This is a genomic window from Salipiger sp. PrR002 (assembly GCF_010500775.1).
Taxonomy (GTDB): domain Bacteria; phylum Pseudomonadota; class Alphaproteobacteria; order Rhodobacterales; family Rhodobacteraceae; genus Salipiger.
The window spans coordinates 19,882-40,659 of the sequence record NZ_JAAGOU010000043.1; the positions used below are offsets into that span (position 1 = coordinate 19,882).

Here is a 20,778-nt window from a genome sequence, read left to right on the forward strand (position 1 = left end):
GCAACCATGATTGAGCTTCTCTTTGTGGCATGCTTGTCCACTGCGCCCGACACTTGCTCCGAACGCAGTCTCGTCTACACAGATGTCACCCCCATGGCCTGCATGATGGGTGCCCAGCCCGAACTTGCGCGCTGGGTCGAGGAACACCCCAACTTCACGGTCAACCGCTGGCGCTGCCGGGTTGTCGGCGAGGGCGACATCGAAGCCTGACCCACAGGCAGAGCCCAGAACCCGCAGGCAGAACCCAGAGGCGCGTGAAGCGGTGTTTCCGTTAACTCTACTTTAGCAGGCATCTCGTTCAGGCCGAACCGCTCCTAAAGGAGTAATTGACGCCCCCTTTGCCGCCGCCCACCCTCCGCCTTCGAGGAGGACCACGTGCAGGGCAACCAGACCGCAGCGCGTATCACCGGCGTCTGCCATGGCGGCGCCGACAGCCCCGCGGCGTCGCGCCGGTCGGGCACCGCGGTGTTGTCGCTGGCCGGGCTGCTGGTCCTTTGGATCGTGGCCGCCGCGCTGACCGATGACGCGCAGGTGCTGCCGCAGCCATGGGCGCTGCTGCAGCCCTTTGCCGAGGCGCTGCGATCGGGCGAGCTTCCTTATCATCTCGGCAAGACGCTGATCCGTGTGGCATGGGCCTTTGTGCTGGCCATGGGGCTGGGCATATTGCTTGGGCTGGTGATGGGGCGCTTTCCGCGCGCTGACCGTTGGCTCGATCCATGGCTGGTGGTGTTTCTCAACCTGCCCGCGCTGGTGCTGATTGTCCTGTGCTACCTCTGGATCGGCCTGACCGAGACCGCCGCCATCGTGGCGGTGACGCTCAACAAGATCCCCAATGTGGCGACGGTGATCCGCGAGGGCGCGCGGGCGCTCGATCCGGGGCTGGATGCCATGGGGCGGGTCTATCGGATGCCGCTTGCGGCGCGGCTGCGCCATGTGGTGCTGCCGCAGCTTGCGCCCTTCATCACCGCCGCGGCGCGCTCGGGGGTGGCGGTGATCTGGAAGATCGTGCTGGTGGTGGAATTCCTTGGCCGCTCGGATGGCGTGGGGTTTCAGATCCACCTCTATTTCCAGCTTTTCGACGTGACCATGGTGCTGGTCTATGCGCTGTCGTTCATCGCGGTGATGCTGGCGGTGGAATGGCTGGTGCTGCAGCCATGGGAGCGGCGCGCGCGCCGGTGGCGGGGTTAAAGCGCGCGTGCAGATATCCTCGGCGCGGACTCAAGCCGAAGGCGCCGCGCAAGCGCCGGCCCGTCCCCACGGGCTGGCGCTTTGGCTGGGTCTGCGCGCCGTTCGGGGGCTATCCGGATTTGGCAGGGATAAAGCGCGGACCCCGCAGGTCGCAGCGCCATCCCACGGGCCGGCGCTTGCGCGGCGCGTCCCGGTGATGAGGGGGGATTCTCGGTGACCGCCCTCGACGTTTCCGACCTCGGCTACAGCTATGGGGCTAAGCGCGCGCTCGACGGGGTGAGTTTTGCGCTGCGCCCCGGCTTCACCGCGCTTCTGGGGCCGAACGGGGCGGGCAAGTCGACGCTGTTTGCGCTGCTTACCCGGCTTTTCGTCAGCCGCGAGGGGCAGATCCGCGTTGCCGGGCACGACATCGCGCGCGCGCCGCGCGCGGCGCTGTCGAAGATCGGCGTGGTGTTCCAGCAGCCGACCCTCGATCTCGATATGAGCGTGGCCAGCAATATGCGCTACTTCGCGGCGCTTCATGGCATCTCGGGGCGCGAGGCGGCGGCGCGGGCCGAGGTGGCGCTGGCGCAGCTTGGCATGCAGGAGCGCGCGGCGGAGAAGGTGCGCAATCTCAACGGCGGCCATAGGCGGCGGATGGAGATCGCCCGCGCGCTGATCCACCGCCCGCAGGTGCTGCTGCTGGATGAGCCGACCGTGGGCCTCGATTTCGAGAGTCGCCGCGCGATCACCGCCCATGTGCATGCGCTGGCGCAGGGCGGGCTCACCGTGCTCTGGGCCACGCATCTGGTGGATGAGATCGAGGACGGTGACGATGTGGTGGTGCTGCACAGGGGGCGGGTGCTGGCGCATGAGCGCGCCGCCGCGCTGCGCGGGGGGCGGCTCTTGGCGGATGTGTTCATCGAGATGACCGGCGCGCCCGCGGGCGGGGCGGGGGCATGAACCGCTGGCTGACCGCGATGCTGGCGATCATCCGGCGCGAGGCCCTGCGCTTCGTGCACCAGCGCTCGCGCTTTCTGGCCGCGCTGGTGCGGCCGCTGGTGTGGCTGGTGGTCTTTGCCGCCGGGTTTCGCGCCGCGCTTGGCCTGTCGATCATCCCGCCCTACGAGACCTACATCACCTATGAGGTCTATATCGTGCCGGGCCTATGCGGGATGATCCAGCTGTTCAACGGCATGCAAAGCTCGCTCAGCCTCGTCTACGATCAGGAGATGGGGTCGATGCGGCTGTTGCTGACCTCGCCGCTGCCGCGCTGGTGGCTGCTGCTGTCGAAGCTGCTGGCCGGGGTCGCGGTGTCGATCCTGCAGGTCTATGTCTTCCTCGCCATCGCGGCGGGCTTTGGCATCACGCTGCCCGGCTGGGGCTATGTGCTGGCACTGCCGGTGCTGGTGCTTTCGGGGCTGATGCTGGGGGCGCTGGGGCTGCTGATCTCGTCGACGATCAAGCAGCTGGAGAATTTCGCGGGGGTAATGAACTTCGTCATCTTCCCGATGTTCTTCCTGTCGACCGCGCTCTATCCGCTGTGGAAGATGGCCGAAAGCTCAACGGTGCTGCGCGACATCTGCGCGGTGAACCCGTTCACCCACGCGGTGGAACTGATCCGCTTCGCGCTTTACCGGCAGATCAACGGCTGGGCGCTGCTGTGGGTGGTGCTGGCGTTCGCGCTGTTCTTCGGGCTGGCGCTGCTGGGCTATGATCCGGCGCATGGCATGACCCGCCGCCGCAAAGGGGGATGACGCGCCGCGTTGGCGGCGCGCCGGGATCGCTTTGACGACGACTTACGCGACAGCCGCGACCACGAGGAATTCCACGAGGTAGTCGGGCGTTGCCAGCTTGGCCTCGCCGCAGGCGCGGGCGGGCGGGTTTGCGGGGTCGACCCATGCGTCCCATACGGCGTTCATCGCGGCGAAATCGGCCATGTCGGCGAGCCACACGGTGGTCGACAGGATGCGCGATTTGTCCGAGCCGACCTCGGCCAGCAGCTTCTCGATCGAGGCCAGCGCGTCGCGGCTCTGCTCGGTGACATCGGCACCATGGCCGACCTGACCGGCCAGATGCACGGTGCCGTTGTAGACCACGGCCTGACTCATGCGGGGGCCGGGCTGGATGCGGGTGATGGTCATCGGATGTCCTTTCTTGAGCGCCCCGGCGATTGCGCTTGGGCGGGAAATGCGCGGGCGCGACATGCGTCCGGGGCCAGTTAGACCGCCGCATGCCGGGGCGGCAAGGACAACCCTCGCGGCCTTTGCCCCGCGCCTCGCGCGAAATCTCTCAAATCGAATAAACCTATGCTAGAATAGTGACGCGACGATACCACCTCTGGATTTTAACATTTGATCAAAAAATGATCGACAAGGCTCAATTTCTCGTCGACCCTTCGCGCACCGCGGGCCTGACGTCGCGGCGGCCATGCGCTCTGTCCCGAAGATGTCGAGAGTGGCCGCAGCGGCGCGCGAGCGCGGCAGAGACCAAAAAAACTTCAGGGAGACGACCATGACCCGACATACCCCGGCGCGGACGATGCGCATCGGCGCGGCACTGCTCACTGCGGCGCTGCTGTCCAGCACGGCGCTGACCGCGCAGGCGGAAACGCCGCCGAACATGCTGGTGATCGCGCAGCGCATCGACGACATCAAGACGATGGACCCGGCCGAGAGCTTCGAGTTCACCGGCGCTGACATCAGCCGCAACGTCTATGAATCGCTGGTCGACTTCGATCCGATGGACCTCGACTCGGGCTTCCAGCCGGCGCTGGCGGAAAGCTGGGAAGTTTCCGAAGACGGCACCCAGATCACCTTCACCATGGCGGACGGCCACGTCTTTGCCTCGGGCAACCCGGTGACCGCGAAGGACGCCGAGTTCTCGCTGCGCCGCGCGGTGATGCTCAACAAGACGCCCTCGTTCATCCTGACGCAGTTCGGCTTTACGCCGGACAACGTCGAGGAAACCATCGTCGCACCTGACGAGAAGACCCTCGTGCTGAAGCTCGACAAGGCCTATGCCGTGTCCTTCGTGCTCAACTGCCTTGCAGCGACCATCGGCGGCATCGTCGACATGGAAACCGTGATGGCCAATGAGGTCGACGGCGACATGGGCAACGCATGGCTGCGCGACAACACCGCAGGCTCGGGCCCCTACAAGCTGGCGTCGTGGAAGCCCGATGAAAGCTACACGCTCGACCTGAACCCCGAGTATGCAGGCGACGCACCCGCGATGAAGCGCGTGATCGTGCAGCACATTCAGGAAAGCGCCACCCAGCGCCTGCAGCTGGAACGTGGCGACGTGGACATCGCGCGCAACCTCTCGCCCGAGGATGTGGCGGGCCTTGAAGGCGTCGACAGCGTCAAGGTCGTCGACGAGCTGCGCGGCCGCCTGATGTATTGGTCGGCCAACCAGAAGAACGAGATCCTGTCCAACCCGCAGGTGATCGAGGCGATGAAATACGCCACCGATTACACCGGCATGCAGGACAGCTTCCTCAAGGGCCAGTACATCACGCACCAGTCCTTCCTGCCCGCGACCTTCATGGGTGCGATCGACGACACGCCCTACAGCTTCGACATCGAGAAGGCCAAAGGTCTGCTGGACGAGGCAGGCTATGGTGACGGCTTCGACATCACCATCAACGTCCGCGACGCGCAGGAGCGGATCGACATCGGTCAGTCGCTGCAGAACACTTGGGGCCAGATCGGCATCAACGTCGAGATGATCGTGGGCACCGGCGCGCAGACGCTCGACACCTACCGCGCGCGTGAGCATGACATCTACCTCGGCGCATGGGGCCCGGACTATCCCGACCCCAACACCAATGCCGGCACGTTCGCCTACAACCCCGACAACTCGGATGAGGCGGGCGCGACTGGCCTGCTGGCGTGGCGCAACGCATGGGAACTGCCGGAGATGAGCGAAGAGACCCTCGCCGCCGTCGTCGAGCAGGACAGTGCCAAGCGTGCGGCGATGTACGAAGAGCTGCAGCGCGAGCACATGGAAGTCAGCCCCTTCGGCATGATGTTCCAGCAGATCGAGCAGAACGCCATGCAGTCGGGCGTCGAGCACTTCGTGGCTGGCGGCGCGACCACCGCGGTCTCCTATTGGGTTGTGACGAAGTAATCCCGTGGCAGAGACAACGACAAACGGAGGAGGGCGCTCGGCGTCCTCCTTTCCGCCTAAATGGCTGAAGCAATCCGTCAGCCTGATCTTCACCGTGGCGATCACCCTTTTGGGTCTGCTGTTCGTCACCTTCATGATCGGCCGCGTGATGCCGATCGATCCGGTGCTCGCGGTGATCGGCGAGCGCGCAAGCCAAGCGCAATATGACCAGGTTTATCTGGAGCTCGGGCTCGACAAGCCGCTGATCGCGCAGTTTGCCATCTATGTGGGCGACGTGCTGCAGGGCGATTTCGGCACCTCGATCCGCACCGGCAAGCCGGTGGCCGAGGATATTGCCCGCGTCTTCCCCGCAACGCTGGAACTGGCGACGATCGGCACCATCCTCGGGGTGGTTCTGGGCGTGCCGCTGGGGGTTCTGGCGGCGGTCTACCGCGGCAGCTGGATCGACCAGCTATCGCGCCTGATCGGCCTTGTGGGCTATTCCATGCCGATCTTCTGGCTCGGTCTCATGGGGCTTTTGATTTTCTACGGCATCCTTGGATGGGTGGCCGGGCCCGGGCGGCTTGGCGTGTTCTACGAGGGGCTGGTGCCGACGCGCACCGGGCTGTTGCTGGTCGACGCGCTGATCGCGGGCGACTGGGACGTGTTCAAGGACGCGCTCTCGCACATCATCCTGCCGGCCTGTCTGCTGGGCTATTTCAGCCTCGCCTACATCAGCCGCATGACCCGGAGCTTCATGCTTGAACAGCTGAACTCGGAATATGTCATCACCGCGCGGGTGAAGGGGCTGAGCGAATGGAACGTGGTCTGGCGCCATGCCTTCCGCAACATCGCCATCCAGCTCATCACGGTGATCGCGCTGGCCTATGCCAACCTGCTTGAAGGCTCGGTGCTGACCGAGATCATCTTCGCATGGCCCGGCATCGGCAGCTATATCACCACCTCGCTTCTGGCCAATGACATGGCCTCGGTCCTTGGGGGCACCGTCGTGATCGGGACGATCTTCGTCTGCCTCAACATCTTCTCGGACCTTCTCTACCGCTTCTTCGATCCGAGGGCCAAATGACCTCGCACACCAAAACCGACGCAAAGCCGGGCCTGAAGGCCTGGCTGCTCAGCGACACGCCGCAGTCCCGCGGGCAGGCGCGCGCCGCCGCCTGGTATCAGGGCTGGCTGAAGCTGACCTCCAACAAGCTGACCACGCTTGGCCTGATCGTGCTGGCCATCCTTGTGCTGGCTGCGATCTTCGCGCCGCTGCTGGCGACCAATGATCCCTTCGTGCAGGACCTCGGTGCGCGGCTCAAGCCGCCGGGCTGGGACGGGCATATCTTCGGCACTGACAGCCTTGGCCGCGACATCTATTCGCGGCTGCTCTATGGCGCGCGGATCTCGATCTACATCGTGCTGCTGGTGGCGCTGGTGGCGCCGCTGCTGGGGCTGATCATCGGCACCTGCGCGGGCTATTTCGGCGGCTGGGTCGATACCGTGCTGATGCGCATCACCGATATCTTCCTCGCCTTCCCGCGGCTCATCCTTGCGCTGGCCTTCGTGGCGGCGCTGGGGGCGGGGATCGAGAACGCGGTGCTGGCGATCTCGCTGACCGCATGGCCGCCCTACGCCCGTATCGCGCGGGCCGAGACGCTGACCATCCGCAACGCCGACTATATCCATGCCATCCGCCTGCAGGGCGCCGGGCCGCTGCGCATCATCACGCGCCACGTCTGGCCGCTGTGCATCTCGAGCCTCGTCATTCGGGTGACGCTCGACATGGCGGGGATCATCCTCACCGCGGCGGGCCTCGGCTTCCTCGGCCTTGGTGCACAGCCGCCGAGCCCGGAGTGGGGCGCGATGATCTCGGAGGGGCGCAAGTACATCCTCGATTACTGGTGGGTGGCCACCATCCCCGGCCTTGCGATCTTTGCCATCTCGCTCGCATTCAACCTGATCGGCGACGGTCTGCGCGACGTGCTTGACCCGAAGGAGGCCGGCAAATGAGCAATCTTCTGGATATCGAGAACCTCTCGGTGCGCTTTCCCACGCGCTCGGGGACCTTCGAGGCGGTGCGGGGGATTTCCCTCTCGCTCGGCCGCGAACGTCTGGGGATCGTCGGCGAGTCCGGCTCCGGCAAGTCGATGACCGGCCGGGCCATCCTCGGGCTCATCCGCAAGCCGGGTGAGGTGACGGCGGACCGCATGGAGATGCAGGGCGAAAGCCTGCTCGATGCCTCGCCAAAGCGGATGCGGGCGATCCGGGGCAAGCATATCTCGATGATCATGCAAGACCCGAAATACTCGCTGAACCCGGTGATGACCGTCGGCGACCAGATCGTCGAGGCGCTGCGCACCCATGAAAAGGTGGGCAAATCCGAGGCGCGCAAACGCGCGCTGGAGATGCTCGACGCCGTGGCGATCCGCGAGCCCGAGCGGGTGATGAAGCTTTACCCGCATGAGGTCTCGGGCGGCATGGGCCAGCGCATCATGATCGCCATGATGTTGATCCCCAACCCCGAGATCCTCATCGCCGACGAGCCCACTTCGGCGCTCGACGTGTCGGTGCAGCTGCAGGTGCTGGAGATCATGGACAAGCTGGTGCGCGAGCGCGGCATGGGTCTGATCTTCATCAGCCACGATCTCAATCTGGTGGCGGGCTTCTGCGACCGGGTGGCGGTGATGTATTCCGGGCGGATCGTCGAGGTCTGCGAGGCGGGCAAGCTGCATGAGGCGAAACACCCTTACACGCTGGGCCTGCTCAACTCGGTCCCCGATCTTGAACGCCCGCGTCCGCGGCTGGAGGCGCTTGAGCGCGATCCGGTCTGGCGCGAGGCCCCGTCTGTGAGTGCGATGCTATGAGCCAGCCGGAAATTCAGATCGAAGGGCTGGAGGTTTTCTTCGGCGAAGGTCACGAGCGCACCCGCGTGGTGCATGGGATCGACCTGAACGTGGCGCAGGGCGAAAGCTACGGGCTTGTCGGCGAGTCCGGCTCGGGCAAGTCGACGGTGCTGCGCGCGCTCGTCGGGCTGGTCAACGACTGGCATGGCGCCATGCATGTGGGCGGCGAGAAGCTGGCGGGGGCCAAGCGCTCGCGCAGCTTCTACCGCCGGGTGCAGATGGTGTTTCAGGACCCCTACGCCTCGCTGCATCCGCGCCAGACCATCGACCGGGTGCTGAGCGAGACGCTTGCCTTGCACGGTATCAAGGACGGGGTGGATGCGCGCATCGACCGGCTGCTGGAACAGGTGGGTCTGGGCGGCGGTTTCCGCTTCCGCTACCCGCACCAGCTCTCGGGCGGACAGCGGCAGCGCGTCGCCATCGCGCGGGCCTTGGCGCCCGAGCCCAAGGTGCTGCTGCTGGATGAGCCGACCTCGGCGCTTGACGTGTCGGTACAGGCCGAGATCCTCAACCTGCTGTCGGACCTGCGCGCCGAGTTCGGCCTAACCTATCTGATGGTCAGCCACGATCTTGGGGTCATCGGCCATATGTGCGACCGCGTGGCGGTCATGCAGAAGGGCGAGATCGTCGAGACGCTGGAAGTGGAGGCGATGCGCAACCTGCGCGCCGAGCATCCCTATACCCGCCACCTGCTCGACAGCGCGCTGCGCTCGTCCGGGCATGAAGGGATGGCCGAAGCGAGCTGATCGCCGCCAGACTGACAGAAGCGCCGCCCTGCTGACTGCCGGGCGGCGCTTTTTCGTTTGCGGAGGCGCGTGTGCCTCAGCCCGGCTGGGTGAGAATGATCGCGCCACGCGTCGTGGCCACAATGGTGTGTTCGTATTGCACGACCGGGGCGCAGGGCTCGGCATAGAGCGTCCAGCCATCGTCGCCATCGCTGGCCCAGAGCCCGCCGGTGGAGAGGAAGGGCTCGACGGTCAGCACCAGCCCCTTGTCGATCCGGCGCCGGTCGCTGCGGTTTGGCCAAGTGGCGATCTCTTCGGGATACTCGTGCAGCGAGCGCCCGACACCGTGGCTGGCAAGGTTGCGGATCAGCGTATAGCCGCGCTCATCGGCGAACTTGCCAATGGCGTTGCCGATCCCGGCCAGTGGTTTGCCCTCGGCGACCTGACCGATGCCGATCTGCATGGCGCGCTTGCCATCGCGGCACAGCTTGTCGAGCAGCGGATGCGCGGGCCCGACGCGGTAGCTGGCGCCGGTGTCGGCAAAGAACCCATCTTTCGAGGCAGAGACGTCGATGTTCACCAGATCGCCCTGCGCGATGATCCGCTCGCCGGGGATGCCATGGGCGATCTCTTCGTTCACGCTGATGCAGGTGGCGCCGGGGAAATCATAGGCCGACTGCGGCGCGGATTCGGCGCCATGCCGTTCGAGGAAGGCGCGGCCGATCTCATCGAGTTCGCGCGTGGTCATGCCCGGCTCCATGGCTTTTGCCATGGCGCGCAGCGTGTTGGCGACGATCCGGCCGATATCTTTCAGCCCGTCGAGCTCATCTTCTTGGGTGATCGTCATGCGGGGCGCTCCCGTTTTGCGTGAGCGCGCACCATATAGCTGCCCACGGGGAATGTCAGCGCGTGAAATGAAACAGGGGCCGGCCCCCACGCGATGGCAGAGACCGGCCCCCAATGGTCCGGCGCGAGGGAGGGCCGCGCCGGGGGAGGATGGCTGGATCAGCGGCCGTTCTTCTCGCGCCATGCTTCGAAGAGCGGTCCGAACTTCTCTTCGTTGACGCGCGGGTAGAGGCCAATGATCGGCTCGCCGGCCTTGACCTGCTCGACGACGAAATCCTCGTAGGCGGTCATTTCCTTGGCCTCGGCGGCAACCTCTTCGGCCATATGCGCCGGGATCACGATGACGCAGTCGGCATCGCCGACGATGATGTCACCGGGGAACACCGGCGCATCACCGCAGCCGATCGGCTCGTTGATCGCGATGGCCTCGTTGTTGGTGAGGTTGGTCGGGCTCGATGGGCGGGTGTGATAGGCCGGGATGTCGAGCTCGGCGATCACCGCCGCGTCGCGGAAGCCGCCATCGGTCACCACGCCAGCCCCGCCGCGCATCATCAGGCGGGTGATCAGAATGTCCCCCGAAGAGGCGGCATTGGCCTGCTTGCGGCTGTCCATCACCAGAACGCTGCCTTCCGGGCAGGTCTCGATCGCGACGCGCTGCGGGTGCTCGGGGTTGCGGAACTCGGTGAGTTGGTTGCGGTCTTCACGGGCGGGCATATAGCGCAGGGTGAAGGCGGGGCCGACCATGTTCTTGCCCTTCCAGCCGACCGGGTGCACGCCCTGGATCACCTGGTTGCGCAGGCCGCGCTTGAAGAGCGCGGTGGCCAGCGTCGCGACGGACACATCCATCAGAATGTCACGGGTTTCGGGATTCATCGAGTTCTCCTCCAGTAAATCGGGGGCCCGGTCCGCAGGGGGCAAGAAGACGGACCGGGCAAAGTTTCGCGTCAGGCGAGGTCCTCGGGCAGCACGGCGCCGGGGATGTTCTGGTAGCAGACCGGCCGCAGGAAGCGGCGGATCGACAGCGTGCCGACCGAGGTCGCGCCGAAGTTGGTCGAGGCGGGGTAGGGGCCGCCGTGGACCATTGCTTCGCAGACCTCGACGCCGGTGGGGAAGCCGTTGGCCAGCACGCGGCCCGCCTTACGCTCCAGCACCGGCAGCAGCGCGCGGGCGGCACCCGCATCGCCGTCGTCCATATGCAGCGTCGCGGTGAGCTGGCCTTCGAAGCCCTTGGCGAGCGTGACCATCTCGTCGACGTCCGAGACCCGCACAACAAGGCCGAGCGGGCCGAAGACTTCTTCCCCCAGCGCGTGATCCTGCAGGTAGTTCGCGGCGTCGGTCTCATAGAGGTTCGGCGAGGCCGACCGCGGGCCGCTCTCGGTGGTCAGCAGCGGACGCACCGCGTTGCGGCCATCGAAGCGGTCCTTGCCAGAGCGGTAGGCGCCCGCGATGCCCTCGGTGAGCATGACCTGCGGCGCGGCCTTTTCAAGCGCGGCGCGCGCGGCCTCGACAAAGGCATCGCCTTCGGCGCCGGTGCCGACCACGGCGATGCCGGGGTTGGTGCAGAACTGGCCCGCGCCCATGGTCAGCGAGCCCGCCCAGCCGGTGCCGATCTCGGCGCCGCGCGCCTTGGTAGCCTCGGGCAGCACGAACATCGGGTTCACCGAGCCCAGCTCGCCGAAGAAGGGGATCGGAACCTCACGCTGCGCGCAGAGATCAAACAAGGCACGGCCCCCGCCGAGCGAGCCGGTGAAGCCCACGGCGTTGATCAGCGGGTGCTGCACCAGCGCCTGACCGACCTGACGGTTGCCGCCTTGGATCAGCGAGAAGACACCCTTGGGCATGCCGCAGCTTTCGATGGCGGCGGCAACGGCTTCGGCGACGATCTCGCCGGTGCCGGGGTGGGCGGAGTGGCCCTTGACCACGACCGGGCAGCCCGCGGCCAGCGCGGCGGCGGTGTCACCGCCCGCGGTGGAGAAGGCGAGCGGGAAGTTCGATGCGCCGAAGACGGCGATCGGGCCGATCGGGCGCTGCACCATGCGCAGTTCCGGGCGCGGCAGCGGCTGGCGGTCGGGCAGGGCGGCATCGACGCGCACGTCGAGGTAGTCGCCCTTGCGGATGTGCTCGGCGAAGAGACGCAGCTGGCCGGTGGTGCGCCCTCGCTCGCCCTGCAGGCGCGCTTCGGGCAGGCCGGTTTCCTGACTGCCGATTTCGGTGATCGCCTCGCCGCGCGCTTCGATCTCGTCGGCGATGGCCTCGAGGAATTTCGCGCGGGTCTCGCGGCTGGTGTAGCCATAGGTCCAGAAGGCGTCTTCGGCGGCCTTGCAGGCCTGATCGACCAGCTCGGGCGTGCCGACAGAGAACGCATGCACCGGGCCGGTGGCAGGTTCGGAGGAGAATTGCGCCTCGGTGGCGATCCACTCACCTGCGATCAGGTGCTTGCCGTGCGGGGTGAAGATCGGGGTCGTGCCGTCCATGGGGAAAGGTCCTTTCGGGGGCAGAGGGAAACTTGGGGGAGGGGCGCCGATTCGGCGCCCCGAGAGGCGGATCAGATCAGGCCGTTGGTCTTGAGGAAGACCTGCAGCTTGTCCTGCTGCGCCGGGGTCAGCGGCCATGCCGAGGGCGGGCGGGTCGCGCCGCAGTCAAAGCCGGTGGCCTGCAGTGCGGCCTTCACGCCGGTGACATTGGTGCCGTTGAGCTCTTCGGCGCGGATGTCCTCGAAGGCCTGCATCTCGCCGATCAGGCGGTTGGCCTCGGCGTAATCCGACGCTTCGAGCGCGGCGTGGATCGCCAGCGAGCGCTCGGGCCAGACGTTGATCAGCCCCGAGGTGAAGCCGCGCGCGCCCACCGCATAGAAGGTCGGTGCCCAGACCTCGGCAAGACCGCCGACCCAAGTGATCGAGGGATCGCAGGCAGCCTTGGCGGCGGCGAGTTTCTGCGGGTTCGGGGTGGCCCATTTCACGCCCTTCACACCCGGCACGGCGCAGAGATCGGCGATGGCGCCGGTCCCGATCGCGTCGTTGCGCAGGTAGAGCATCATCGGCAGCCCGCCCGAGGCGTCGGCGATGGCCTTGACGTAATCCACCGTGCCGCGCGGTGCCACGAAGGGATCGGGCGGCTGGTGGATCATCAGCGCGGTGGCGCCTGCCTCGGCGCTGGCTTTGGCCAATGCGCAGGCGTCGCGGATGCCGCGGCCGATGCCCGCCAGCACCGGGGCGCGGCCGTCCACCATGGCGCAGACCTCGCGCGCCATGGTGCAGGCTTCGTCGGTGGTCAGCGCGTAGAACTCGCCGGTGTTGCCATTGACCACGGGCATGTGCAGCCCGGCGCCAAGCGCGCGGTCGATGATCGGCGAAAGCTTGGCCGGGGCAATCTCGCCCGCCTCGTCATAGGGGGTGACGAGGATGCCGGAAATGCCGGCGAGGGCGGTATCGAGATCGAGCATATGTGTCTCCTCAGAAAATGTCGGGCTCGCCCGCGGTGCGGCCGAAATCGCGTTCGAGGTAATCAAAGTCGCAGCCTTTGTCGGCCTGCGTCACATGGCGCGAGAACATGTAGCCCCAGCCCCGTTCAAAGCGCGGCTCCGGCGGCGTCCATGCGGCCTTGCGGCGGGCGATCTCTTCTTCGTCCACCATCATGTCGAGGCTGCGGTTGGGCAGGTCGAGCCGCACGATGTCGCCGGTTTTCAGCAGCGCCAGCGGGCCGCCGACAAAGCTTTCGGGTGCGACGTGCAGCACGCAGGCGCCATAGGAGGTGCCGGACATGCGCGCGTCAGAGATCCGCAGCATATCGCGGTGGCCCTGTTTGATCAGCGCCTTGGGGATCGGCAGCATGCCCCACTCGGGGAAGCCCGGACCGCCCTGCGGACCGGCATTGCGCAGCACCAGCACGTGATCGGGGGTGACGTCGAGGTTTTCGTCGTCGATTGCCGCCTTCATCTCGGGGTAGCTGTCGAAGACCAGCGCCGGACCTTCGTGCACGTGGTACTTGGGATCGCAGGCCGCCGGTTTGATCACCGCGCCATCGGGGCAGAGGTTGCCGCGCAGCAGCGCCAGCGAGCCCTCGTGGTAGACCGGGTTCGACAGCGGACGGATCACGTCGTCGTTGAACACCTGCGCGCTTTCGATCTCTTCACCCAGGCTGCGCCCGGTGACTGTGACGCAGGAGGTGTCGAGCATGTCCTCCATCTGCTTCATCAGCGCCCGCAGACCGCCCGCATAGAAGAAGTCTTCCATAAGGTAGTCCTTGCCCGAGGGGCGGACGTTGGCGATCAGCGGGGTGACCCGGCCAAGCGCGTCGAGATGGTCCAGCGTCAGATCGACCCCGGCGCGGCGCGCCATGGCGATCAGGTGGACCACGGCGTTGGTCGAGCAGCCGGTGGCCATGGCGACCTTGGCGGCGTTTTGCACCGAGGCGGGGGTGATGATCTGATCGGGGGTCATATCCTCCCAGACCATTTCGACCACGCGGCGTCCGCAGTCCGCACCCATGCGCTGGTGGCCCGAGTCGGACGCGGGGATCGACGAGGCGCCGGGCAGCGTAAGGCCCATGGCGTCGGTGATCGCGGTCATCGTCGAGGCGGTGCCCATGGTCATACAGGTGCCCGCCGAGCGCGCGATGCCGCCCTGAAGGCCAAGCCATTCCTCATCGGTGATATTGCCCGCGCGGCGCTCGTCCCAGTATTTCCAAGCGTCCGAGCCGCTGCCGAGGATCTTGCCCGCGTAGTTGCCGCGCAGCATCGGGCCAGCGGGCAGGTAGATGAACGGAACGCCCGCCGAGATGGCGCCCATGACGAGGCCCGGCGTGGTCTTGTCGCAGCCGCCCATCAGCACCACGCCGTCGAGCGGGTGGGCGCGGATCTGCTCTTCGGTCTCCATCGCCAGCATGTTGCGGTAGAGCATGGAGGTCGGCTTGTTGAAGCTCTCGTCCACCGACAGCGCGGGCATTTCGACCGGAAGGCCACCCGCCTGCAGCACGCCGCGCTTCACGTCTTTGACGCGCTCGGGGAAGTGGCTGTGGCAGGAGTTGAGTTCCGACCATGTGTTCAGGATGCCGATGATCGGCTTATCGCGGAATTCCTCTTCGGAATATCCAAGCTGCATCATCCGCGAACGGTGTCCGAAGCTGCGAAGATCGTCAGGGGCGAACCAGCGCGCGCTGCGCAGTTGCTCCGGGGTCTTGCGTGGCTTTTGCGACATGATTCTCCTCCGTCTCATCGCGGTCACTTGGCGATGATGTATGCGCATACATTAAGAGACGTCAAGCAATTCAGGGTGATTTAACTGTGAAATTAACTTTTAGCAGAAATCCTTGACAGACGGCCTGCGAATGTGGTCTTGAGCTATGTATGCGCTTTCATAGCGTATGGCCACGACATCCGGGTGCGAGACAGGAGACCGCCCGGTCAGTAGAAGCCGGCCGCTCAGCGGCCCATCGGGAGGAAACGATGAAATTTACCCGCAGAACCCTTCTTGCCGCCGTTTCGGCTGCGGCCATGGTTGCAGCTCCGCTCGCCGCGGAGGCGCAGAACCTGCCGCGCAACATGCGCATGGTGATCGGCTCGAAATCCACGGGCGGTGACACCTACCAGAACTCGGCCATCGTTGCCGAGGCGCTGTCCGAAAAGCTGGGCATCAACATCAAGGTCGACGCCGTCGGCGCGTCCGAGGCGTTCAAGGCGCTTGGCCGTGACAAGCGTGGCACCACGATCATGATCTTCCATGACCAGAGCTACCTCGGCAATCTCTATGGCGTCAGCGGCTATGAAGATCCCTTCGCCAACTACGCGGTCGGCCCGACCGTGGCGATCAACCCCGGCAACGCCTACCTCGTGCCCGCCGACAGCCCGTATCAGTCGATGGAAGACATCCTTGCGGCTGCCGAGGCCGGCACCCGCGTGCGCGTCGCCATCCAGCCGGGCGGTGTGTCGGAGATCGGGTTCTCGGCGATGAAAAATGCCGCCAAGCTGCGCGCTCCGGGCTCGGAAGAGAACATCGTCGCGGTGAACACCGGCTCGCAGTCGGACAAGAACCAAGCGATGTGGGACGATCTGGCGGATGTGATCAACGGCTCGATCCAGGCCAACGAGCAGTTCACCCAGCTCGACGCGTCGGACGAGAAGGCGATGCGCTTCGTGTGGATCACCGCGCGCCCTGCAACGCTCGAGCAGGCGCCCGAGGCCGGCATGGGCGGCACCACCCGCGACGACATGCTGAGCTTCGCCAGCCCCGAGACCTCGGTGCCGGTGAGCGACAGCGCGGACTTCACCTTCGACAAGGAATTCTTCTTCCTGTTCAACAAGGACATGGACCCCGAAGTGATCGACGCCATCGACGGTGCGCTGGCCGAGATCTTCGAGGAAGGGAAAATTCAGGAGCGTCAGAAGGAAGCCTTCTTCATCCCGAACTACCTTTCGACCGAAGATGCCCAAGCGCATCTGAACGAGAAGCGCGACACCTATAAGAAGGTGATCGAGGACATCTCGTCCGGGTCCTGATAGCCAGATGACATTCGGTTCGGCCGGGCCGCGCCCGGCCGGACCCACTGACAAAAGCTACCCATAGGGAGGACCCAATGGGCGACCTTACCCGTGTGACCATCGACTTTCAGACGTCACACCTGATTTTCCCCACCATCATCGCGATCGTCCTTGGCCTGCTTGGCCTTGCCATCGTCATCCGCGACAGGGCACGCATCGCCGCGGCGGGCAGCTACTGGCACGCCTCGTGGTCGGCGATGGACAAGCCGCGCTTCCTTGGCGCGCTGGCGCTGACGCTGCTTTACTTCTCGCTGATGGTTCCGGTGGGTGACATCTGGCCGAACACCGGCCTCGGCTTCCTGCTGTGCTCGATCCCCTACGTGCTGGCGACCGGCATCCTGTTCATGCACGAGCGGGGGTTCCGTCAAATCCTGCCGCTGCTGATCGTCGCGGTGGTCGGGCCGACCTTCGTGTGGTGGCTGTTCACCTATCCCCTCTTCCTGACTTTGCCCTGAGGTCCGACCCATGTTCGAGATCCTTACCCCGCTTTTCGTCTCGCTGATCGTCGGCGGTACACTTGTCGGCATCATCTTCGGGGCGATCCCCGGCATGACCGCCACGATGGCCGTTGCCGTCTGCCTGCCGCTCACCTATTCGCTGGGCCTCGAGAACGGGCTGGCGCTGCTGCTCGGCCTCTATGTCGGCGGCATTTCGGGCGGCCTCGTGCCCGCCATTCTGCTGGGCATTCCCGGCACGCCAAGCTCTATCACCACAACCTTCGACGGCTATCCAATGGCCCAGAGGGGCGAGGGCGAGAAGGCGCTGCGCATCGGCATCGTCGCCTCGCTGGTCGGTGGCCTCATCTCGCTGTTGGTGCTCGACCTCTTCGCGCCGACGCTGGCCGATTTCGCCATCAAGTTCTCCTACGTCGAGAAGTTCCTGATCATCTTCTTCGCGCTCACCGTCATGGCGGCGCTGTCCTCGGACATGCTGCTGGGTATCTTCTCGGGCGTGCTGGGGATCTTCATCAGCCTCATCGGCACCTATGACATCTCGCGCGGGGGCAATGGCGAGCTGCGCCTTGTGCCGCCGGGGACTGAATATTGGCTGGAAAGCGGCTTCTCGCTGCTGCCCGTGCTGATCGGCCTCTTCGGTCTTGCGGCCATCCTCGAGCAGGCCGAGATCGGTGTGCCCAAGGGCCATTCGACCAAAGACATCAACGTCGGCAAGCACTCGCGCTTTTCCTTCGGGATCTTCAAGGGGCAGAGCATCAACCTCGTGCGCTCGTCGCTGATCGGCACCTTCATCGGCATCCTGCCCGGCGTTGGCGGCTCGGCGGCGTCGATCATCAGCTACACCAATGCCAAGACCTTCTCGAAGCGCCCCGGCAACTTCGGCAAGGGCGAGCCGGCGGGGATCATGGCGTCTGAGGCGGGCAATAACGGCCTGACCGGCGGCGCGCTGGTGCCGCTGCTCTCGCTGGGCATTCCGGGCGACTCGACGACCGCGCTGCTCATTGGGGCGTTCACCCTGCAGGGCATTCAGGTCGGTCCGCTGTTCATCGGCAACAACCCGGGCACCTGGGACGCGATGATCATCGCCATGCTGATCGCCAATATCGCCATGTTCGCCATGATGTATTTCGCCGTCCGCTACTTCGCGCTGGTGGTGACGATCCCCAAGCACATCCTCTTCCCCGTCATCCTGATGATGTGCGTGATCGGCGCCTATACGATCAACTACGGCATCATGTTCGACGTCTGGACGCTGCTGATCTTCGGGGTGCTGGGCTGGCTCTTCACCAAGCTGCGGCTCGAGGTGGCGCCCTTCATCATCGGCTTCATCCTTGGCCCGTCCGCCGAGATCTACTTCGTCAAGAGCCTCGAGAGCTTCGGCACTGTGACGATCTTCTTCACCAAGAGCTGGATTGCCGTGGTTCTGTGGATCCTCATCGCAGGATCGGTTGCAGGTGCCGCGCTGATGGCGAAAAAGAAGAAAGAGATTAACGACGAGGCAGTCTGAGGCTTGCGCCCGGACCGCCGCTGACAGAAAGATGCGCGCGATGGGCGAGGAGCAGGAAAAAAAACCGCGGGCCAGCCGAAAAGGTCAGGGCCGCGGCGTCACCATGGAGGCGGTGGGCAGGCTGGCGGGCGTCAGTCAGGTCACCGTCTCTCGTGCGTTGTCGGACCCGTCGAAAGTGTCGCCCGCAACGCTTGCGAAGATCAAGGAAGCCATCGCGCAGACGGGTTTTGTGCCCAATGCGCTGGCCGGGGCGCTGGCGACCAGCAAGTCGATGCTGATCTCGGCGCTGGTGCCGTCGATCACCAACATCGTTTACTCCTCGATGGTGAAGGCCTTCTCGGAAGAGATGCGCGAGGAGGGCTATCAGATCCTGCTCTCGGAAACCGGCTTTGGCCCCGAGGATGAGGAAAAGCTGATCTCCGCACACCTGTCGCGGCGGCCCGACGCGATGTTCCTCACCGGCATCCACCATTCGGCGCAGGCGCGGCGGATGCTGCTCGGGGCCGAGATCCCGGTGGCCGAGGTCTGGGACATCACCGACAGCCCGATCGACTTCTGCGTCGGCTTCAGCCACGTCGAGACCGGCCGCGCCGTGGCCGAGTTCGCGTGGAATGCGGGCTACCGGACGGTTGGCACGGTCTCTGCCGGGGACGAACGCGCCCGCCGCCGCAGCGAGGCCTTCGTGCAGGAGTGGCAAAAGCATGTCCCCGGCGACGTGCCGCGCGCGCTCTTCGACGCGCAGGCATCGCTGGCCAATGGCCGCGCGGCGCTGCGGCAGTTGCTCGAACAGGGCTTCACCGGCGGGCTGATCCAATGCTCGTCCGATCTGCTGGCGCATGGCGTCATGGTCGAGGCGCAGGCGCAGGGGTTTGACGTGCCGGGGCAGATCGCCGTGGTCGGCTTCGGCGATCAGGAATTCGCGTCCTCGGTCGAGCCGGGGATCACCACTGTGCGGGTGGATATGGCCGCCTTCGGGCGCGCCGCAGCCCAAAGCATGCTGGCGCGCCTGCGCGGTGACAAAGACGGCTCTTCGGTCATCGACCTCGGCTTTGAGGTGGTGCGGCGCGGCTCCGCCTGAGAGCCGCGCCCGCCGCTTTAGGCCGCCTGCGGCGCGCGTCGCCAGCCGGGGAAGGGGTCGGGCAGGTCCTGCCATTGCTGCGGCACAAAGCTGGCTTCGTCGCCCACCAGCGCGGCATCGAGCGCCGCGCAGATCGCCGCCTTGTCCATGCCGGAGCCGATGAACACCAGTTCCTGCCGCCGGTCGCCAAAGGGCTCGCGCCAGTGCTGCTTGAGATAGGCCACCGCCTGCGGGTGATCGGGCCAGCGCTCCTGCGGCACCGTGGCCCACCACATGCCCATCGGCTTGACGCTGCTCAGCGCCCCGGCCAGCGAGTATTCGGCGAGCCAGTCGGGACGGGTGGCGATCCAGAAATGCCCCTTGGCGCGGATCACCCCGGGCAGATCGCCGTTCAGCACATCGTGGATCTTCTGCGGGTGGAACGGGCGGCGCGCCCGGTAGACGAAGGACGAAACGCCGTATTCCTCGGTCTCGGGCACATGGTCGGCAAAGCCGTAAAGCTCCTTGGCCCACATCGGGTGCAGATGCGCCTTGTCGAAATCGAAAAGCCCGGTGCCCATGATGCGATCAGAGGCGACCTTGCCGTAATCGGTCTCGACGATCTGCGCATCGGGGTTGAGCGAGACGACGATCTTGCGCGCCGCGTCCACCCGCTCGGGGCCCGCGTCGCTGACCTTGTTGAGCACCACCACATCGGCGAACTCGATCTGGTCGACCAGCAGATCGACCAATGTGCGGTCATCCTCGTCGCCAAGGCTCTCGCCGCGGTCGCGGATGAAATCGTGGCTGGAATAGTCCTTCAACAGGTTCACCGTGTCGACCACGGTGACCATCGTGTCGAGCCGGGCGATGTCCGACAGGCTTTCGCCGAACTCGTCGCGGAAGTCGAAGGTCGCGGCCACGGGCAGCGGCTCGGCGATGCCGGTGCCCTCGATCAGCAGGTAGTCAAAGCGCCCCTCATCGGCGAGGCGGCGCACCTCGAGCAGCAGATCGTCGCGCAGGGTGCAGCAGATGCAGCCGTTGGTCATCTCGACCAGTTTCTCTTCGGTATGGCTCAGATCGGCGCCGCCCTCGCGCACCAGATCGGCGTCGATGTTCACCTCTGACATGTCGTTGACGATGACCGCGACGCGGCGGCCTTCGCGGTTGTTGAGCACGTCGTTCAGCAGCGTGGTCTTCCCGGCCCCCAGAAATCCCGACAGGACAGTGACGGGCAGGCGGTTATCCTTGGCTGGCATTGGGCTCTCCAATCTCTAGTATGTAATGTTATATCATCACACATTAGAGGCGGCAGAGAGCGCCCGCAACCCGGATTCCGTACACAGGCGCTGAGGCGCGCCGCACGATCCGACAAAGCGCCACCGGCAATCCCGTGCCGGTGGCGCTCGTGTTTACATCCCCCGGATCATGCCGCCGTCGACGCGGATCATCGAGCCGGTGACGTAG

General features: G+C 65.6%; 20 protein-coding genes. 13 read left to right on the forward strand and 7 right to left on the reverse strand.

What is annotated here, in order from left to right; translation table 11 throughout:
- Nucleotides 1-6: 6 nt before the first annotated feature.
- From G0A00_RS24090 to G0A00_RS24105, 4 genes are all read left to right on the forward strand, one after another.
- Nucleotides 7-210, forward strand: coding sequence for a hypothetical protein (locus G0A00_RS24090; protein ID WP_066111705.1), 204 nt, complete (start codon nt 7-9; stop codon nt 208-210).
- A gap of 255 nt (nt 211-465) precedes the next feature.
- A complete protein-coding gene (locus G0A00_RS24095) occupies nt 466-1,188 on the forward strand; it encodes an ABC transporter permease (RefSeq protein WP_066111970.1) in 723 nt (240 codons plus the stop codon).
- 213 nt (nt 1,189-1,401) lie between these two features.
- Nucleotides 1,402-2,130 carry an ABC transporter ATP-binding protein gene (locus tag G0A00_RS24100; protein ID WP_164184790.1) on the forward strand — a complete coding sequence of 243 codons (729 nt, stop codon included), beginning with the start codon at nt 1,402-1,404 and terminating at the stop codon, nt 2,128-2,130.
- A complete protein-coding gene (locus G0A00_RS24105; RefSeq protein WP_164184791.1) occupies nt 2,127-2,924 on the forward strand; it encodes an ABC transporter permease in 798 nt (265 codons plus the stop codon). Before G0A00_RS24100 ends, G0A00_RS24105 begins: the two co-directional genes overlap by 4 nt.
- 42 nt (nt 2,925-2,966) lie before the next feature.
- Here the strand turns inward: G0A00_RS24105 and G0A00_RS24110 are convergent, their stop codons facing one another.
- Nucleotides 2,967-3,311: a RidA family protein gene (locus tag G0A00_RS24110; protein WP_164184792.1), complete on the reverse strand. Its 345-nt coding sequence runs from the start codon at nt 3,309-3,311 to the stop codon at nt 2,967-2,969.
- Between the two features lie 370 nt (nt 3,312-3,681).
- Here G0A00_RS24110 and G0A00_RS24115 point away from each other — a divergent pair, with 370 nt between their 5' ends.
- The 5 genes from G0A00_RS24115 (at nt 3,682) to G0A00_RS24135 (ending at nt 8,932) form a co-directional block, all read left to right on the forward strand.
- Complete coding sequence (locus G0A00_RS24115) at nt 3,682-5,298, forward strand: ABC transporter substrate-binding protein (RefSeq protein ID WP_235953312.1); 1,617 nt, start codon at nt 3,682-3,684, stop codon at nt 5,296-5,298.
- A gap of 64 nt (nt 5,299-5,362) precedes the next feature.
- Nucleotides 5,363-6,364, forward strand: coding sequence for an ABC transporter permease (locus G0A00_RS24120; protein WP_255455376.1), 1,002 nt, complete (start codon nt 5,363-5,365; stop codon nt 6,362-6,364).
- Nucleotides 6,361-7,293 carry an ABC transporter permease gene (locus tag G0A00_RS24125; RefSeq protein ID WP_066111694.1) on the forward strand — a complete coding sequence of 311 codons (933 nt, stop codon included), beginning with the start codon at nt 6,361-6,363 and terminating at the stop codon, nt 7,291-7,293. The genes G0A00_RS24120 and G0A00_RS24125 overlap by 4 nt, the downstream gene beginning before the upstream one ends.
- Entirely contained in the window at nt 7,290-8,147 is an 858-nt protein-coding gene (locus G0A00_RS24130; protein ID WP_164184793.1) for an ABC transporter ATP-binding protein, read from the forward strand. Before G0A00_RS24125 ends, G0A00_RS24130 begins: the two co-directional genes overlap by 4 nt.
- Entirely contained in the window at nt 8,144-8,932 is a 789-nt protein-coding gene (locus G0A00_RS24135; protein ID WP_164184794.1) for an ABC transporter ATP-binding protein, read from the forward strand. Before G0A00_RS24130 ends, G0A00_RS24135 begins: the two co-directional genes overlap by 4 nt.
- Nucleotides 8,933-9,008: 76 nt before the next feature.
- Here the strand turns inward: G0A00_RS24135 and map are convergent, their stop codons facing one another.
- The 5 genes from map to araD form a co-directional block, all read right to left on the reverse strand.
- Entirely contained in the window at nt 9,009-9,758 is a 750-nt protein-coding gene (gene map, locus G0A00_RS24140; RefSeq protein WP_164184795.1) for a type I methionyl aminopeptidase, read from the reverse strand.
- A gap of 158 nt (nt 9,759-9,916) precedes the next feature.
- Nucleotides 9,917-10,630 carry a ribonuclease activity regulator RraA gene (locus G0A00_RS24145; protein ID WP_066111684.1) on the reverse strand — a complete coding sequence of 238 codons (714 nt, stop codon included), beginning with the start codon at nt 10,628-10,630 and terminating at the stop codon, nt 9,917-9,919.
- A 71-nt stretch (nt 10,631-10,701) separates the two neighbouring features.
- On the reverse strand, nt 10,702-12,231 hold the full coding sequence (locus G0A00_RS24150) for an aldehyde dehydrogenase (NADP(+)) (RefSeq protein WP_164184796.1): 1,530 nt from the start codon (nt 12,229-12,231) through the stop codon (nt 10,702-10,704).
- A 71-nt stretch (nt 12,232-12,302) separates the two neighbouring features.
- Nucleotides 12,303-13,199, reverse strand: coding sequence for a dihydrodipicolinate synthase family protein (locus tag G0A00_RS24155; protein WP_066111680.1), 897 nt, complete (start codon nt 13,197-13,199; stop codon nt 12,303-12,305).
- A 10-nt stretch (nt 13,200-13,209) separates the two neighbouring features.
- A complete protein-coding gene (gene araD / locus G0A00_RS24160; RefSeq protein WP_164184797.1) occupies nt 13,210-14,952 on the reverse strand; it encodes an L-arabinonate dehydratase in 1,743 nt (580 codons plus the stop codon).
- Between the two features lie 248 nt (nt 14,953-15,200).
- Between araD and G0A00_RS24165 the strand changes: the two genes are divergently transcribed.
- The 4 genes from G0A00_RS24165 (at nt 15,201) to G0A00_RS24180 (ending at nt 19,332) form a co-directional block, all read left to right on the forward strand.
- Nucleotides 15,201-16,250, forward strand: a complete 1,050-nt coding sequence (locus G0A00_RS24165; RefSeq protein ID WP_164184798.1) for an ABC transporter substrate-binding protein — start codon at nt 15,201-15,203, stop codon at nt 16,248-16,250.
- Between the two features lie 77 nt (nt 16,251-16,327).
- Nucleotides 16,328-16,747: a tripartite tricarboxylate transporter TctB family protein gene (locus tag G0A00_RS24170; RefSeq protein ID WP_164184799.1), complete on the forward strand. Its 420-nt coding sequence runs from the start codon at nt 16,328-16,330 to the stop codon at nt 16,745-16,747.
- A gap of 10 nt (nt 16,748-16,757) precedes the next feature.
- Nucleotides 16,758-18,254 carry a tripartite tricarboxylate transporter permease gene (locus G0A00_RS24175; RefSeq protein ID WP_164184800.1) on the forward strand — a complete coding sequence of 499 codons (1,497 nt, stop codon included), beginning with the start codon at nt 16,758-16,760 and terminating at the stop codon, nt 18,252-18,254.
- A 40-nt stretch (nt 18,255-18,294) separates the two neighbouring features.
- Complete coding sequence (locus tag G0A00_RS24180; protein WP_235953314.1) at nt 18,295-19,332, forward strand: LacI family DNA-binding transcriptional regulator; 1,038 nt, start codon at nt 18,295-18,297, stop codon at nt 19,330-19,332.
- Between the two features lie 17 nt (nt 19,333-19,349).
- On the opposite strand, the gene zigA is transcribed toward G0A00_RS24180, so the two are convergent.
- On the reverse strand, nt 19,350-20,570 hold the full coding sequence (gene zigA, locus G0A00_RS24185) for a zinc metallochaperone GTPase ZigA (protein WP_164184801.1): 1,221 nt from the start codon (nt 20,568-20,570) through the stop codon (nt 19,350-19,352).
- Nucleotides 20,571-20,778: the final 208 nt, after the last annotated feature.